Source organism: Polaribacter vadi (assembly GCF_018861005.1).
GTDB lineage: Bacteria > Bacteroidota > Bacteroidia > Flavobacteriales > Flavobacteriaceae > Polaribacter > Polaribacter vadi_A.
In genome coordinates, this window is record NZ_JAHKQL010000022.1 from 173,888 (window position 1) to 190,986 (window position 17,099).

General features: G+C 27.3%; 16 protein-coding genes. 8 read left to right on the forward strand and 8 right to left on the reverse strand.

Annotation, left to right across the window (positions count from 1 at the left end; translation table 11 throughout):
• Nucleotides 1-65 precede the first annotated feature (65 nt).
• The 3 genes from yiaA to KO506_RS11635 all read left to right on the forward strand — a co-directional run bounded on the left by yiaA (nt 66) and on the right by KO506_RS11635 (nt 2,485).
• Nucleotides 66-551 carry an inner membrane protein YiaA gene (gene yiaA, locus KO506_RS11625; RefSeq protein ID WP_215995079.1) on the forward strand — a complete coding sequence of 162 codons (486 nt, stop codon included), beginning with the start codon at nt 66-68 and terminating at the stop codon, nt 549-551.
• A gap of 82 nt (nt 552-633) precedes the next feature.
• Entirely contained in the window at nt 634-1,911 is a 1,278-nt protein-coding gene (locus tag KO506_RS11630) for a DUF2157 domain-containing protein (protein WP_215995080.1), read from the forward strand.
• A 10-nt stretch (nt 1,912-1,921) separates the two neighbouring features.
• A complete protein-coding gene (locus tag KO506_RS11635; protein WP_215995081.1) occupies nt 1,922-2,485 on the forward strand; it encodes a GDYXXLXY domain-containing protein in 564 nt (187 codons plus the stop codon).
• Nucleotides 2,486-2,494: 9 nt separating this feature from the next.
• On the opposite strand, the gene KO506_RS11640 is transcribed toward KO506_RS11635, so the two are convergent.
• From KO506_RS11640 to KO506_RS11660, 5 genes are all read right to left on the reverse strand, one after another.
• Nucleotides 2,495-3,121, reverse strand: a complete 627-nt coding sequence (locus KO506_RS11640; RefSeq protein WP_215995082.1) for a TMEM175 family protein — start codon at nt 3,119-3,121, stop codon at nt 2,495-2,497.
• A gap of 84 nt (nt 3,122-3,205) precedes the next feature.
• The gene (locus KO506_RS11645) at nt 3,206-3,481 is read right to left on the reverse strand and encodes a hypothetical protein (protein WP_215995083.1); all 276 of its coding nucleotides are present in this window, start codon (nt 3,479-3,481) and stop codon (nt 3,206-3,208) included.
• Nucleotides 3,482-3,487: 6 nt separating this feature from the next.
• The gene (locus KO506_RS11650) at nt 3,488-3,643 is read right to left on the reverse strand and encodes a YqaE/Pmp3 family membrane protein (protein ID WP_215995084.1); all 156 of its coding nucleotides are present in this window, start codon (nt 3,641-3,643) and stop codon (nt 3,488-3,490) included.
• Nucleotides 3,644-3,948: 305 nt separating this feature from the next.
• A complete protein-coding gene (locus tag KO506_RS11655) occupies nt 3,949-4,896 on the reverse strand; it encodes a DUF5694 domain-containing protein (RefSeq protein WP_215995085.1) in 948 nt (315 codons plus the stop codon).
• A gap of 93 nt (nt 4,897-4,989) precedes the next feature.
• A complete protein-coding gene (locus KO506_RS11660) occupies nt 4,990-5,784 on the reverse strand; it encodes a LytTR family DNA-binding domain-containing protein (RefSeq protein WP_252726850.1) in 795 nt (264 codons plus the stop codon).
• Nucleotides 5,785-5,902: 118 nt separating this feature from the next.
• On the opposite strand from KO506_RS11660, the gene KO506_RS11665 reads away from it, so the two are divergent.
• From KO506_RS11665 to KO506_RS11675, 3 genes are all read left to right on the forward strand, one after another.
• Entirely contained in the window at nt 5,903-6,790 is an 888-nt protein-coding gene (locus KO506_RS11665; protein ID WP_215995113.1) for an EamA family transporter, read from the forward strand.
• Between the two features lie 126 nt (nt 6,791-6,916).
• Complete coding sequence (locus KO506_RS11670) at nt 6,917-7,120, forward strand: hypothetical protein (RefSeq protein ID WP_215995087.1); 204 nt, start codon at nt 6,917-6,919, stop codon at nt 7,118-7,120.
• Between the two features lie 203 nt (nt 7,121-7,323).
• Nucleotides 7,324-7,527, forward strand: coding sequence for a hypothetical protein (locus tag KO506_RS11675; protein WP_215995088.1), 204 nt, complete (start codon nt 7,324-7,326; stop codon nt 7,525-7,527).
• A 65-nt stretch (nt 7,528-7,592) separates the two neighbouring features.
• Here KO506_RS11675 and KO506_RS11680 read toward each other — a convergent pair whose 3' ends face one another.
• Genes KO506_RS11680 through KO506_RS11690 form a run of 3 tightly spaced genes read right to left on the reverse strand, consistent with a single transcriptional unit; the run spans nt 7,593 to nt 14,405 of the window.
• Entirely contained in the window at nt 7,593-8,486 is an 894-nt protein-coding gene (locus KO506_RS11680) for a transglutaminase family protein (protein ID WP_215995089.1), read from the reverse strand.
• A 1-nt stretch (nt 8,487) separates the two neighbouring features.
• Nucleotides 8,488-11,052, reverse strand: coding sequence for a circularly permuted type 2 ATP-grasp protein (locus KO506_RS11685; protein WP_252726851.1), 2,565 nt, complete (start codon nt 11,050-11,052; stop codon nt 8,488-8,490).
• 5 nt (nt 11,053-11,057) lie between these two features.
• Nucleotides 11,058-14,405, reverse strand: coding sequence for a DUF2126 domain-containing protein (locus tag KO506_RS11690; protein ID WP_215995090.1), 3,348 nt, complete (start codon nt 14,403-14,405; stop codon nt 11,058-11,060).
• Nucleotides 14,406-14,652: 247 nt separating this feature from the next.
• Between KO506_RS11690 and KO506_RS11695 the strand changes: the two genes are divergently transcribed.
• Together KO506_RS11695 and KO506_RS11700 are read left to right on the forward strand one after the other, a co-directional pair.
• Nucleotides 14,653-16,119, forward strand: a complete 1,467-nt coding sequence (locus tag KO506_RS11695) for a circularly permuted type 2 ATP-grasp protein (protein ID WP_215995091.1) — start codon at nt 14,653-14,655, stop codon at nt 16,117-16,119.
• A gap of 9 nt (nt 16,120-16,128) precedes the next feature.
• Nucleotides 16,129-17,079 carry an alpha-E domain-containing protein gene (locus tag KO506_RS11700; protein ID WP_215995092.1) on the forward strand — a complete coding sequence of 317 codons (951 nt, stop codon included), beginning with the start codon at nt 16,129-16,131 and terminating at the stop codon, nt 17,077-17,079.
• Nucleotides 17,080-17,099 lie beyond the last annotated feature (20 nt).

Consider the following 17,099-nt stretch of genomic DNA (forward strand, 5'->3'; position numbering starts at 1 on the left):
TAATTATGTTTTTACCAAGTTAAATTTCTAAACCAAATTTGCAATGTAATTATTAAACTAAAATTATGAATTATCAAACAACAGTTTCATCTAATGAAGAAACTAAAAAACAGAAAACAAAAAATAAATTAATTGCAGAAATGAATCAAAAACCAACATCTGCTTATGTAGGTGCAACTTGGGGTGTTGTTAGTATTGGGTTACTTTCTTATTGTATTGGTTTATGGAATGCAAGTATGCAACTCAATGAAAAAGGATATTACTTTGCTATTTTATTAATGGGGATTTATGCAGTAATTTCTTTGCAAAAAGCTGTAAGAGATAAAGCAGAAAGTTTAAAAGTGAGTGATATGTATTATAGTATAAGTTGGGTAGTTGTAATTGTTGCTTTGCTTTTATTAATCATTGGTTTAAGAAATGCAGATTTAACTTTGAGTGAAAAAGGTTTTTACGGAATCTCTTATTTATTAAGTCTTTTTGGGGCAATTACAGTACAGAAAAATGCAAGAGATATAGATTTTATTAAAACTAAAAAAGAACTAGAAGAGTAGTTAGTTTGATAATGGTTGTTAACCAAAACCTCATAAATTAAGGTTTATGAGGTTTAAAATTACTAACTTTAAAAAAAATATTATGAATTCTAAATTAATAAGAGAATTACAAACTCTAGTAAAGAACGAAGTAATTTCTTTAGAAGTTGCAGATAAAATAGAAGCATATTACAATTCTAAATCTCCAAACCAAAGCAATAAACTTCTAACCATTTTTGGTGTTATTGGTAGCCTTTTGGTTGGTTTAGGAATTATATTGGTTTTGGCTCATAATTGGGATAATTTTTCTAAAATTACTAAAACAGTTCTTGCCTTTTTACCACTTCTAGTAGGACAAATAATTGTGGGTTATTCATTACTAAAGAAAAAATCTAAAACTTGGTTAGAATCGTCTGGAGTATTTTTGTTTTTTGCAGTTGGTAGTTCAATTTCATTAGTAAGTCAGATTTATAATATTCCTGGAAATTTAAGTTCATTTTTATTGACTTGGATTTTACTTTGTGTACCGTTAATTTATCTATTAAAATCAAAAGCACTTTTTTTATTAATATTGGTTTTTGCTACAGTTTATAGTTTTGATGTTGGCTATAATTTTTCTGGAATTAGAAAAGTTCCTTGGATGTATTTGTTGATTATCGCAATTCTTTTACCAAAGTATTTAATGCTTCTAAAAGATGAGGTTGTACAAAATTATACTTCACTTTTAAATTGGCTTTTTCCATTAAGTTTTATTATCGTTTTTGGTGCATTTATCAATTCAAATTTTTTGTTTGAATTAATTTTATACATCTTACTATTTGGATTACTTTATAACATTGGATTACTTAAAAAAAATGATAAAACAAGATTAGTTAAAAATGGATTTTTAGTTATTGGCTCAATAGGCTTAGTGATAACTTTATTATTAGCGAGTTCTAAAAGTTTTTGGTATAAAAATATAGATGTTTCTAATTTAGAAATTAAAGAAATATTAATTGTAATTCTATTGATATTAAGTACTGTTTTTGTGCTGCTTAAAAATAATTTCTTCAAAAATAAAGGGTATCAAAAACTATTTCAATCTGCATCAATAATAATGATTTTTATATTTATTGTTCATTATTTTGATGTTACTGTTGCTCTTAGCCTTATAAATTTCACAATTTTAGCTTTAGGTATTATAACTATAAAAAAAGGAGTAGATACAATCAATTTTACTTTATTAAACTACGGATTGTTAATTATTACAGCATTAATAATAACTCGTTTTTTTGATACAAATATGTCTTTTGTTGTACGTGGTTTGTTATTTATTTTAGTAGGTGTTGGTTTCTTTTCTACTAACTATTTATTGGCAAAAAAAATAAAAAAGAATGCTTAAATTTTATCGAATGAAATCAAAAAAAATAATTTTTATACTTTTTTTATTGGTAGCAATATTGCAATTATTAGCGCCAACAAAAATGATTTACGATCAAGAAAATACACTAAAAAAAGGAAAAGCTCTTAAGTTTTTAACAGAACCAATAGATCCTAATGATCCTTTTAGAGGTAAATATATCAGAATGAATTATGATATAAATTCATTTAAGACTAAAGATACAATTTGGGAAAGAAAACAAGAAATTTATGTTTATTTAAACGATAGTTTAGGATTTGCTACTTTAAAAACTGTTAGTAAAACAAAATTAGAAATTGATAATAATTATGTGAAAGCAGAGGTAAGTTGGTATGATAATTACAATAATAAATTAAGATTTAATTTACCTTTTGATCGTTTTTATATGGAAGAATCTAAGGCAAAACCAGCAGAAGATTTGGTAAGGATAAATAATAGAAGAGATAGTTTAAAAACAAATATTACGTTTGCTATGGTTTATTTAAATGATGATAAATTTGTCTTAGAAAATGTTTTTATAAATGGTGTTTCAATTAAAGATTTAGTGGGTAAATAAGTTGTAAGGCTATATATTTCTTTCTTTCATCAATTTTTTCTTAAAGTATTTGGTTATAAAAATTTCACTAATAAATAAGAAAATAAATAAAAATCTAGAAAACATAGGTAAAGTAAAAGCCAAACAACCTGCTATAACCCAAACTAAAAATCCGTTTAAAGCTCTTAATTTATAATATTTACCTAAAGTAGCTGTAATACCAGTTAAACCTTTTTCTTTTTTAATAATATAAAAATTCATTAAAACGTTAAAAAGCCCAATAGCAGAAAGATTAAAACAGTAAAAAGCAAATGGACCATTGTAAGAAAAGCCTTTTACATAGAAAGCTGTAGAAAAGGGGAGAAGTACAATAAAAAATAGTAGCATTATATTTAGCCATAATAACTTATTATTAATGCTAGAAACATATTTTATAATACGCAAATGAGAAACCCAATAAATAGCAGTTACCATAAAACTAACTACTAAGCCAATAAAACTTGGTATTCTATTTCTTAGAATTAATAAAGTATCTCCTGTTTTTAATTCTTTATAGCTTGGTATAACAACTTCTAGCACTAATAAAGTAATTGCTATAGAAAAAACAGCATCACTAAAACTTATTACTCTGGCTTTGTCAAAAGTTTCGTTTTTCATTATAAATAATCTATACTTTCAAATATAGTATTTTAAAAATGTTATTTAAAAAAGGGATAGAATTTTATTACGTTATTTTTTAAATTAGTTAACACTATCAATTTCTAAACTCTCATTATCATCACTACCTAAACTATAAAGTTGATTTTCTTCATCTTTTAAACTTTTTTTAGATGTTTTAATTAATGATTTTCTACCTGGTACATCTAAATCTTTACCTTCAAAATCGGTATCATTTACTTTGTTTTTTAGTAGCTCATCATCACTATTGTCATTTCTTAAATTCCCAGATTTATCACCTAAAGTTTTTAAATCTTCTTTTGTAATTTCTGGATTGTATTTTGTGTTTTTTGTGTTCATATTTTTTTATTTACTGTTAACATAAAATGCGTGTATTACTCCTGGTAACCAACCTAAAATTGTTAATAAAACATTTATTACAAATTCTTTACCTAAACCATGTTTTAAAAGTACTGCTACAGGTGGTAATAAAATGCTTAAAATTATTGTTAAAATTGACATGTTTTTGTTTGTTTTTAATTGATATACAAAACTAAATTTTAATCTAATTTTAGATTACCTTAAAAGATATAAGTTTTAACTCATTACCTATTTTAATAATTTAAAATATTAATTAATAGTTGTTTAACTTAATTCATGAAAGTTAATGCTTACATAAAAATTAACTTAAAAAATAAGAGTGATGGAAATTATTATAAAAAATGAGAGAAAAAAGCAACAAAATTCATAATTATAAATAGTTGTATATAAAAACTAACGCTCACATTTTATGTGAGCGTTTTCTAATTAAAAGTAAAATAGAAAGTTTAATACTCATTCATTAGAATTACTGTTAAGTTTGGGTACTTTGTTTTCAACTCTTTTTCTAAGCCAATAACATGTGCTGCACCCACAATAACTAAATTTCTTTTTTTGTTTGATGTTAAAACTTGTTCTGCAATATTTTTAGCCATTCTCATGTTTCTCTCATTCCAATATTTTCTACCTTCTTTACAGCCTTCAGTATCTTCTAAAACATAGCTAAAAGAACTCATTTTATGCAATCTGTTTAAAGATTTTCTTTTATTTACATGTTTACCTAAACCTCTAAAAATAGCAGGTAAAATGGCTGAATTGTAATCTTTTTTATTCAATTTAGAATTTTCTGCATTATTTCCATTTTTAACACCTTCTTTAGAGCACTTGCTCCAAGCTTTATGATAGAGACCATTAGTCTGCTGATCATCCATATTTGTAACTTTTAAATTTTGATGAATTGCCAATTTAAAGGTTAAATCTCCATCTTCATGTCTTGTTGGGTTTTTAGCACCTTTTAAGCCATAAGTTTTTAAATATTTCAATAAATCATAATTACCATTATCTCTTTTGTATGTGTAAGCGTTTATTAGATAATCAATTTCATTTTCATTTATATCATTTAAATTTTTGTTTGCTAAAGTTTTAAATTTATCAGTCTTAAACAGAAAAGTATCTTTAATATTTTTAGACGATTTATAAAATTGAATATAATTTTTAGACCATCCATCTTTTAAATAATTCCAAGATATAGAATCATTTGCCATTGGCGATTCTACATAAATTGCTTCAGGATTGTATTTTTTTGCAAAACGTAACATGGGTTTATAACTATGTTTTACAATTTTTGGTACTTTGTGCATTGTACCAATAATTACAACTTCTTGTTGTTGTTCTTGAGATGATAAATTAAAATTTAAAACGAATAATAAGGTAAATAGAGTAACTAGATTTTTCATAATGATGTTTTTATTGATTAAACTTTCTGATACAAAACTAGAAAGGAATCGTTTAAAAACTCAGTATTACAAAGCAATTGGGGCGAAAAGCAGTTATTCTGTGGTAGAATTAAGAGCCGCTTTTACATCATTTTGATAGGTTCTTGAAACTGGCACTTCTATGTGGTGAAATAACAATACAAACAATTTGCTTTTTTCTGTTTTCCATTGTAAAAAGTGAAAAGGATTAATTAAATAAGAACGATGAGTTCTTAAAAGTGATGGAAATTCATCTGCAACAACAGACAATTTATTTCTAATTAAACTTTTTTTAATTTCATTATTTGAGATGTAAAAAACTTCTATATAGTTGTCTGAAGATATTATACAAATAATATCATTCAAAAATAAGCGCAAACCTTCATAATTACCTTCTCCTTTTATTTCTATCTTTTTTGCTTCAGTTTGTTTGTTTTTATATTTTCCAAAAGCAAAACGACCAATAAATACAATTGGTAAAATTGTAGTTAATGCTGGTAAAATTATTGCAGTTAAATGATATGTAAATGTATAAGGGTTTCTATCTGGTTTAACTATATATAAATAAAAAAATCTCGCAGCTACAATTGCAATTAAAACAAACAATAAAAAGAAAAATAATTCAGTTTTTAAATACCAATTCTTGTTGTTTTTGATGTATAGGTAATTTTGAAGAGGTAAAAAAATAGCATAACAAACAGCACCTAATAAACCATATAAAGGTAAATAAATTAATTTTTCTACACTTTTAAATTCATTTATATCTACAGGTTCAGAAAAGTATAGAAATATAAATATCCAAAAAGCCAAACCTAAAGCAATTATAAAATGATGCTTTAATGAAGAGTCAAAAGGGTATTTTTTGTTCAACAAATCTTTTATTGTAATGGTATAAAATTCAAATATACTTATATTATAAACATTCTTGTAAATTAAATGCTTTGGATGATTATTAATAGTATTTTTGATAAACTAAAATTTTTATGTCCTGAAAAATTCTAAAATATTAATAGTTTTATCGTTTATCTCTATTTACATCATTTGGGGGTCAACTTATTTATTTAATAAAGTAGCTGTTACAGAATTACCTCCTTTTTTTTTGGCGTCAATTCGATTTTCTGTGGCAGGTTTTTTTATGATTTTAATGGCAATTTTATTAAAACAGCCTTTAAAAATTTCTAAAAAACAATTTTTAAATTCTATAATAGCTTCATTTTTCTTTTTAGTGTATGGTAATGGAGTTTTTGTTTGGGCTTTACGATATGTAGATAGTGGTTTTGGAGCTCTATTGGCTTCTACACAACCGCTTTTTGTGCTTTTTTTATTAAGGTTGATAGATAGAAAACCACTACAAAAAAAATCGTTGATTGGTGTTGCTTTGGGTATGTTTGGGATGTATTTATTAGTTAGCCAAAAAGAACTAGTTACATCCGAAGATACATTGTTGGGAGTTTTTATGATGTTAACTTGTGTGCTTAGCTGGAGTTTTGGTAGTGTTTTTGTTTCTAAAGCCAATTTACCCAAAAGTTTTATGGTTTCTACTGGCTACCAAATGTTAGCCGCTAGTTTTATACTTTTTTTATTAAGCATAAGTACTAATGAGAGCTGGAGTTCTCCTTTAAGTTGGAGTAGAGAGGTTCAATTATCAATGTTATTATTAATTGTTTTTGGAGGTATTATTGCTTTTACAGCTTTTAATTATTTGTTAAAAGTGGTTTCTCCAGAAAAGGTATCTACATCTGCTTACGTAAACCCTGTAATAGCTCTTTTTATGGGATGGTATTTTTTAGATGAAAAATTAACTCCTCAGTCTATTATTGCTTCATCAATATTACTAACAGGAGTTTACTTTATAACATCTAGAAAAAGGAAATAAATTATAGTTACATTCTATTTAATTTGCGAAAAATGCATGAATACCTATGTGTTAATGTTTTACAAATTTTTAACATTTTAAATGAAAAAAAAGTATATATTTGTTTAACCTTAAAAATTAACCCCTATGTCACACTTAAACCTAACTGCTACAGAGCAGTCTGTACTTAATGCAGTACAAGAAGAACACCTAACTAGTTTCGAAATTCTTAAAAAAGTTGAAAACGTATCTTTAATATTATCTTTATATAATATTTTAGATAGACTTAACAGTAAAGGTGTATTGAAAAGTTACATGAAACAAAACAGAAAGTATCATTACGCTGCTTAAACGTTTTGCTTATATGTGAAAAAAACGTTAGTTAAGTTTAATTTTAAACTTAACTAACGTTTTTTTTATAAATGATCTTTTAGCTTTTTACAGTTCATCTATTAAAAAGGGTTGTATAAATGATAAATAATTACGTTTATCTAATTTTTTTAATTTCATGGTAAATCTTGTGTATTTTTACACTATTCTTAAAAATAAACGCAATGGAATTACATAATTTAACAGAACAACAATTATCAGTTTTACAAGTTATACAAAACGAACCTCTAACTAGTTTTCAAATTTTAAAAAGAGTTGAAAATGTTTCTATGATATTATCTTTATATAATATTATGGATGAGTTAAAAAGTAAAGGAGCGCTTAAGAGTTATATTGTAGAAGATGTGAAATATCATATTGCTTGCTAATAAATATAAAAATTTTAAGCTTAAAAATAATTATTAAAAAATGATTTTTTTTAATCTTTTTAAATTTATAAAATTGCAGGTCTAATATCTACAGAAACATCCATTATACTTTTTCCTGATCCATAAATAACTCCTTTTAAAGGAGGTACATCATAATAATCTCTACCATAAGAAATTACTATGTGTTGATTTTTAGGTATTTGATCATTTGTAGGGTCGAAATCTACCCAGCCAAATTCTGGTATAAATACAGAAAACCAAGCATGAGATGCATCTGTACCAACCAATTTTTCTTTTCCAGGAGGAGGTAAAGTTTCTATATAACCACTTACATATCTTGCTGGTAAACCAATAGAACGTACACATGCAATAGCTAATTGTGCAAAATCTTGGCAAACTCCTTTTTTTGCCTCCATAACTTCTTGAATAGGTGTGGCTATTGTACTAAAATTACTGTCAAATTTAAATTCTGTAAATATTCTTTTCATTAATTCATTAGCAGCATCAAAAACAGAACGATCTTTTTTAAAAGATACTTTAGCATAATCTTTAATGGTAGATGAAATATTTTTTATTAAAACAGAGTCTAATAAAAATTGTTTAGCTTCTATGATTTCTGGTGTTAATGAGTTTAATTTAGATAATGCTGTTTCTAGTGTTATAGATTTACAAGCTTCTGAATTTATATCGTTTTTTTGTAGTTCATAAGATCTATTTACTTTGCTTTTTGCAGTAACAATAAGTTCTTTATGTTGTTTTTCAATAGAAAAATGCGTTACAGAATTACCAAAAAAATCGATATTTTCATTAATTACTGTTGGTTTTGGTTCTATTTCTAAATCGTATTCTAGTAATTCTTGGCCAGCAAAAAGTTTTGGTTTTAGAATAGCCAAATTATGACAATAAGTTACATTATTATCATATTTATAAATCGTTTTATGTATGATAGAAAAAATCATATTAAGATGTATAATTTTGATTGAATAACTGTATTTGCTCTTCTGAATGATTAAAATACATATCTGTTAAAGACATTGATGTGTCATGAATTAAATCGCTTAAAGTGGCCAATAATTCTTCTAACTCTAATCTAGTAAACGAATCTTTATCAACCTTAATTAAGTTAGTTGCATTTGCTTTATCAATTAAATTACAAGCATTTAAAATTGATGATTGAACAGCAGTTAGGTTTGAGTCTTCATTTCTTTTTGGCAACCTAAAGATGTCTTTTCTTATCCTGTTTAATTGATATTTTAAAGACCTAGAATAAGATTTATCTAGTAAAATAAGGTTGATTACATTTTCTATATCTAAATATGATCTAAAACTGTATCTATAAATATTTAAACTTTCATGGCTATTTAATAGAGATTCTAAAATTTCATATTCAACATCTTCTTCATAATTAATTGTCAGTAAAGCTCTACATTTATCTATATTCATCATAGCTTGTTCCATTTGTATGCCTATAAAATAAACTAACAAGCCTTGTTCTACTAATATGCTTTCTTCAATTAAACCAATAAATGCAATTAAATTAATGATAACTGAATCTAATAGTTTTGTGATTTTTTGAATGTTGTTATAATCTTCTTTATCAAATTCTTGCCAAGTTTTTTGTAATACATCATAAACTCGCCACATATCTTTAGACCAAAGATTTCGCAAAGAATAATAAGAATTATTGAAAGATGATAAAGAGTGAGCTAAACTACCAACTTGAGATTTATCAAAAAGTACTTTTATTATTTCTTTTAACGGGTCTTTTAGGGCTTCTTCTTTGTTTTTACCAGTAAAACCAGGGAAAATAGAAGTTAAATGCGTTATAGATTGATATAGAATCTGTAAACTTTCTGAGTCTGATTCTCGTTTATTAATCTCAGAATTAGACATTTGGTTTAACACCATTCTAATGTACCTAGCTGTAACTAAAGTTCTTGCTAAATATCTACCAGACCAAAATAAATTTTCGGCTGTATTACTAGGTATATTTCCTATACCTGATAAATTATTTGTAGTAGAATGATGCCAATGATATCTTTGACGTTTTTTGTAAGCTCTTTTTTCGCTATTTGTAATCCAAAAATCTTTACTTGTACCTCCTTTTTGATTAGAAACTTTTAAACGTTCTGTTTCTGAAGCAACTCTAACTAAACCACCAGGCATAATGCTATAGCTATTCTCTTTAGCAACAGCAAATGTTCTACACATAACCTTACGAGGTTCTAAATGTTCTTTTGCTAAATTAGGAGCTGTAGAAAAAGAAATTTTTTCTTGTGCTACATAATGATATGGTTTTGCTAAAATTTCTTTTTTTAGATCTTCTAATTCAGTTTCATTTAAAAATTCGCAGAAATAAATATGTTCTCTGTGTGTGTTGTCTATTGGCTTTACAACAAAGTTTTTTAGATTATCTAAAACGTGTTTGCGTTCTTTTTCTTGACCACACCACCAAGAAGCTATTTGCGGTAAAATTAAATCTTCTTTTAAGAAATATTTACAAATAGAATTCATAAAAGGAATTAAACCTGGGTTTTCTAAAACGCCACTTCCTATAGGATTCATAATTGCAACATTTTGCTGCCTTACTACATTTAATAAGCCTGCAACACCTAAATAAGAATTTCCATTAAGTTCTAAAGGATCTGAATATTCATCATCTACTCGTCTATAAATTACATCAACTTGTATTAAACCTTTTAAAGTTTTTATCCAAACTTTATTGTCTCTTACTACTAAATCATTTCCTTTTACTAAAGGATATCCGAAGAAAGAAGATAAGTATGCATGCTCAAAATAGGTTTCGTTATGAGGCCCAGGAGTTAAAATAACAATTGTAGGATTCTCTTTATTTGATGGTGCTGCATTTATAAGTAACTCATTGAAATCTTTAATAAAATTAAATGGTTGCTTTACGTTAATTTCGTTGTAAAAATCGGGAACAACTTCACTTGTAGAAAAACGGTTTTCTAGAGAATAGCCAAGACCAGAAGGTGCTTCTGTTCTATCATTAACTACCCACATTTGTCCATTTGGTCCTCTAGCTAAATCTGCTGAATGAAATAATAATTGTTTTGCTGTTTTATATTGAATTTGATGGCAAGGTCGTAAAAAACCACGATGAGAAAATATAATTTCGTGAGGTACAATACCGTTTTTAATTAATTCCCTTTTACCATAAATATCTTTTAATACTAAATCTAATACTTTTGCACGTTGTTCTAATCCTTTTTCTATATTTTTCCATTCTTTTCTTTCAATTACAAACGGAATAATATTCAAATTCCATGGTCTATTTAAACCATTAGGATCATTATATACATTATAGGTTACCCCATTTTCAGCAAGTAACCAATCTAAATCTTCTTGTCTTTTAGTTAATTCTTTTAATCCTAATTTAGAAAAGTTTGTCAACAATTTTTCCCAATTAGGATTTATCTCCATATTAGATTTTAAAACTTCGTCATAATTTTCAAAATCTTTAAAGTAATCTTTAAAAAAAGAGGTTATTGGTGTTTTTGTCAAGTTAATTATTTTTTAAGACGCAAATCTAAGGTATTTGGATATTCTGAGTTAACAGGATATACTTTATATCTATAAATATTTGAACTTTCTTCTTCTTCAACACTTTTTTCGGTTACTCCTTTATCACTTTGCATTAATTCTTCAATATAACTTGCATCAGTTTGGGTCTCTCCAATATCCCAAAAACGGTTAATTCTTCTTGATTCTGCTTCAAAACTATTAACAGGATATGTTTCATAAGATCTACCTCCAGGATGTGCAACAAAGTATTTACAACCACCAATAGATTTTTTACTCCAAGTATCTACAATATCAAAAGCTAAAGGTGTATCTACACCAATTGTTGGGTGTAAAGCTGAATATGGATCCCAAGCTTTGTATCTAATACCAGCAACATATTCACCTTTTTTAGTTGTTGGTTGTAATTGTACTTTTACGCCATTACAAGTTAATACATATCTTTCGTTTGTAAAATTAGATACTTTAACTTGTAAACGCTCTAAAGAAGAATCTACATAACGTGCAGTTCCACCACCTGTCATTTCTTCACCTAAAACATTCCAAGGTTCTATACCTGCTCTTAATTCTAAGTGTATATTATTAATATCTACCATCCCATGTAATGGAAATCTAAATTCAAAGAAAGGATCGAACCAATCTACTTCAAACTCATAACCTGCTTTGTTTAATTGCTCAACAATATCTTTAATATCTTCTCTTACAAAATGTTCTATTAAAAATTTATCATGTAATTCTGTACCCCATCTAACTAAGTTATGTTCGTAAGGTTTTTCCCAGAACCAAGCCACTAATGTTCTTACCAATAGCATTTGCATTAAACTCATCTGTGGATGTGGAGGCATATCAAAACCACGAAGTTCTAAAATACCTAATCTACCAGAAGAAGAATCTGGAGAATATAATTTATCTATACAAAATTCTGCTCTGTGAGTGTTACCAGTTAAATCTGTTAGTAAATGTCTAAATAAACGATCTGTTAACCAAAAAGGTACTTCACCACCTTTTGGTATTTGGCTAAAAGCAATTTCTAACTCGTATAAGTTTTCCATTCTAGCTTCATCTATTCTAGGAGCTTGACTTGTAGCACCTACAAATGCACCAGAAAATAAATAAGATAATCCTGGGTGATGCTGCCAAAATGTTAGTAAACTTCTTAATAAGCTAGGCTTTCTTAATAATGGGCTATCAGAAGGTTTAAAGCCACCTAAAGTTACATGGTTTCCACCTCCAGTTCCTGTGTGTTTACCATCAATCATAAACTTCTCTGTTCCTAAACGAGATTTTTTAGCTTCAGCATATAGGGTTAAGGTATTGTTTACTAATTCTCCCCAACTTTTCATTGGGTGTACATTTATTTCAATTACACCTGGATCTGGTGTAATTTTCATAGATTGTAATCTATTGTCATGAGGTGGGTTATATCCTTCTAGAATAACAGGAATATTTAATTCTTGTGCTGTTGCTTCTATAGATGCAATTAAGTCTAAGAAAGCATCTGCAGATTCTAAAGGCGGTAAAAACAGATATAATTTGCCATCTCTAATTTCTGAACAAATTGCAGTTTTTACAAAATATTTTGGTTTATCTGTATTAATACCTTTTGCAATAAACTTTTTATGTCTTTTACTTACCTTAGTTTTAAAATTAGGTAAAGGCTTACGCTCTTTAAATAAATCTGGTTCGTAAACAGGGAATACTCCATATTCTGGTTTTACTATTAAAGATTTAATAGGTAATCTTAAACCAATAGGAGAAGTACCAGGAGTTAATAGTAAATTTTTTCTTCTAAAAGACCATTTGCTAGAAAACCATTCATCTTCATGATTGTTTAATGGTAAAACATAACCAACAGGTTTATGAGTTCCTTGCGCTAAAATATCTGCAAGTCTATTTCTTACTAAATCATCGCTATCTTTTTTACTGATATCAATATCTACAGGTAATTTACCTTCTTCCCAAAGCAAATAAAAAGCATCTTCGAAAGTTGGTGTTATATTTTGATTGGATATGCTTAAATATCTAGTTAAAGTAGTTAAAAATCGAATATCTGCATCTTTTGGAACAATTGGATTAGGTGCAAATGATGATAATAAATCTTGATTATACCAAATAGGCTTTCTATCAATTCTCCAATACAATTGAATTTCCCATCTTGGTAATGGTTCTCCTGGATACCATTTTCCTTGTGCATGATGTAACATACCACGAATTCCAATTTTGTCCATTAACCTTTTGGTTAAATTATTGGCTAATCTACGTTTATGTGGGCCATCTGCATCAGTGTTCCATTCAGGAGACTCCATATCATCTATTGAAACAAAGGTAGGTTCACCACCCATTGTTAAACGAACATCTCCTTCTTCTAATTGTTTTTCTACTTTATAACCTAATTTTTCTATGGCTTTCCATTGTTCTGTAGTGTATGGTTTTGTAACTCTTGGAGACTCTAATATTCTAGTTACAGAATTATCAAACTCAAACTCTGTTTCTATTTTTTCATTTGACATAATTCCTCCTGTAACTGCTGCTGCACTTTTATAGTGAGGAGTACAAGATAAAGGTATATGGCCTTCACCTACTAATAAACCAGAGGTAGAGTCAAAACCAATCCAACCAGCACCTGGTATATAAACTTCTGTCCAGGCATGTAAATCTGTAAAATCTTGTTCAGGTCCAGATGGGCCATCTAAAGATTTTTCATCTGCTTTTAGTTGTACAATATAACCCGAAACAAACCTTGCACCAAATCCTAAATGTCTCATTACTTGTACAAATAACCAAGAATAATCTCTACAAGAACCTGTTTTACAAGTTAAAGTTTCTTCAGATGATTGTACACCTGGTTCTAAACGGATGTTGTATTTTAAATATTCGTAAATTTTTCTATTTACATCAATTAGAAAATATATTGTTTTTCTTGGTGTATAATCTATGGTTTTTAAAAAGTCTTGTAGTATTTCACTGTCTTCATTAACTTCTAAATAAGGCGCTAATTCTTTTTTTGTAATCTCATCATACTTAAAAGGGTATTCTTCTGCATCATCTTCTACAAAAAAGTCAAAAGGGTTTATCGTCTTTAAATCTGCAATAATTTCTACTGCGATAGACAATTCTTTTGTTTTTTCTGGAAAAACAACTCTTGCCTGATAATTACCAAAAGGATCTTGTTGCCAGTTAAAAAAATGATTTTCTGGTTTTATTTTTAATGAATAAGATTCTATGGGTGTTCTAGAATGAGGTGCAGGTCTCAATCTAAAAATATGTGGAGAAAGCTTTACAGAACGATCGTATTTATATGTTGTTTTGTGTGATATTACAATTTTTAATGCCATAAATGCCTTTTTAAAATTATTTTGGTTTAAGCGAACGTTAATTTAACGAAACTACTACAATTTAACTACAAATATCAAAAAATTAATTCGACTTTTTGTTGATTATTGTATTTTTAATAAAAACAAAGTTTTGATAAATTAAAGCTAAGCTTTTTGTAAAATTAGTTAAAATAATTTAACATAAATCGTAAATTTAGGTATATATTTATGTTTTATTTTATTAAATTTACCAAAAAAAGGACTCAATTTGAAAGCACCAACTAGTTTACCAATTTTTTCTTCTTATGAATTTGATTCAAGATTTTATGACGAAATTTTTACAAAAAATAATGAAGTAAGAGAAGTATATCAAACACTTTTTAACTTATTTAGCGAGTACTCTGTAGATGACTTTGTAAATTTAAATGACAAAGCAAAAGATGCTTTTTTTAATCAAGGTATTACATTTCAGGTATATAGTGATCAAGAAACAAAAGAGAAAATATTTCCTTTTGATTTATTTCCTAGAATTATAGGAAATGATGAATGGACCAAAATAGAAAAAGGAGCGTTACAACGTAGCAAGGCTTTAAATCTTTTTTTATGGGATTTATATCATGATCAAAAAATAATTAAACAAGGTATTGTACCAATAGAATTAATAAATTCATCTGCAAACTATTTAAAGCAAATGCATGGCTTTAATCCTCCTGGAGGTGTATATAACCATATTTCTGGTACAGATTTAATAAAACATTTAGATGGAGAATATTATGTATTAGAAGATAATATTAGGTGCCCTTCTGGTGTTAGTTACGTTGTAGGTAATAGATCTGCATTAAAGAGAACATTATTTGGGGTTTTTAATCATTATAAATCTTTTAATGTTTCTGATTATGGAGAAAATTTATTAGAAGTTATAGAATCTGTAAAACCTAAAGGGGTAGATTTACCTAAATGTGTTGTTTTAACACCTGGTGTGTATAATTCTGCTTATTATGAACATTCTTTTTTAGCCAAACAAATGGGTGTTGAGCTTGTTGAAGGGCGAGATTTATTCATAGAAAACGACTTTGTTTATATGAAAACTATTAAAGGGTTAGAAAGAGTAGATGTTATTTACAGAAGAGTAGATGATGAATTTATAGATCCTTTAGAGTTTAAAAAAGATTCATTATTAGGGGTGCCAGGTTTGTTTAAATGTTATATGAAAGGTAAAGTAAATCTAGTTAATGCACCAGGAACTGGTGTTGCAGATGATAAAGCTATTTATACGTATATGCCTCAGATTATAAAATATTATTTAGATGAAGAACCAATTTTAAATAATGTACATACTTATCATTGTAGTAGACCAGATGAATTGAAATATGTTTTAGAAAATGTAGATAAATTGGTTGTGAAACCTGTAGACGAATCTGGAGGATATGGAATATCTATTGGTAATAAATTAACCAAAGAAGAAATTGAAAAAGTAAAAGAAACCATTAAAGAAAGCCCAAGAAAATATATTGCACAACCTATTATGTCGCTTTCTACACATGCAACTTATATAGAAGAAGAAAATTCTTTTGAACCAAGACATGTAGATTTAAGAACTTTTACTTTATTAGGTAAAGATGTAGATTTTGTCTTAAAAGGTGGTTTAACAAGAGTAGCATTAAAAAGAGGGAATTTAGTTGTAAATTCATCACAAGGAGGAGGATCTAAAGATACTTGGGTATTAAAAAAATAAAACTATTTTATGTTAGCAAGAGTAGCCAATAATTTATTTTGGATGGGACGTTATATAGAACGTTCTGAGCATTTAGCAAGGTATATGAATGTCAATTATTTTTCATCATTAGATGCACCTAATGATATTTCTCAATCAAGACAATTTGTACTGCGTTCTATGTTGTTTGTAGCAGATGAAGAAGAATTAAAAGAGACTAAAGAATTAGAAGAGCAAGATGTGCTTTTTGATATTGGTTTAAATCCAGAAAAGTCTTTCTCTATAGTTTCTGCTATTAATAATGCACAACAAAATGCAAATGGAGCTAGAGATTTAATATCTACAGAGCTTTATGAGTCTATTAATACTTTAAAAAGAACTGTAAATAATTACGATAAAAATCGATTTGTAAAAAATAGTTTATTCGATTTTACAACAATGATAACTGCAAATGTTGCTTCTCTAAGAACTAAAATTAGAGGTACTTTATTACACGATGAAGTTTATGCAATTATAATGTTGGGTATTTATATAGAAAGAGCAAACCAAGTAATTAGAATTATAAATTCTAAATATAATGATGCGTTAATAGAAAAAGTAAATTTTGGTAGTTCACTAACCAAAAGTTATGAATGGACAACTTTATTAAAGTGTGTAGAATCTTATGATATGATGCGTAGATATTATAGAAAAGTACCTACAAGCCATACAGTTTTAGACTTTTTAATTTTAAATCCACACTGTCCAAGATCTATTATGAACTCTTTAAACTGTATACATAGTTATATATGTTACTTGTCTAAAGACGAAATGCCACACAAAGATTCTGCTGCTTTTTTAATTGGTAAATTAAAATACGAGCATGAATATAAAACCATAGAAGATGTGCAGGGAGATTTAAAAGGATTTATAGAAAAATTAGTAGATGATTTATCTTTAGTAGGTGAAAAAATGGATAATGATTATTTTTCTTTATACTAAGTAACTTACTAACAATACAA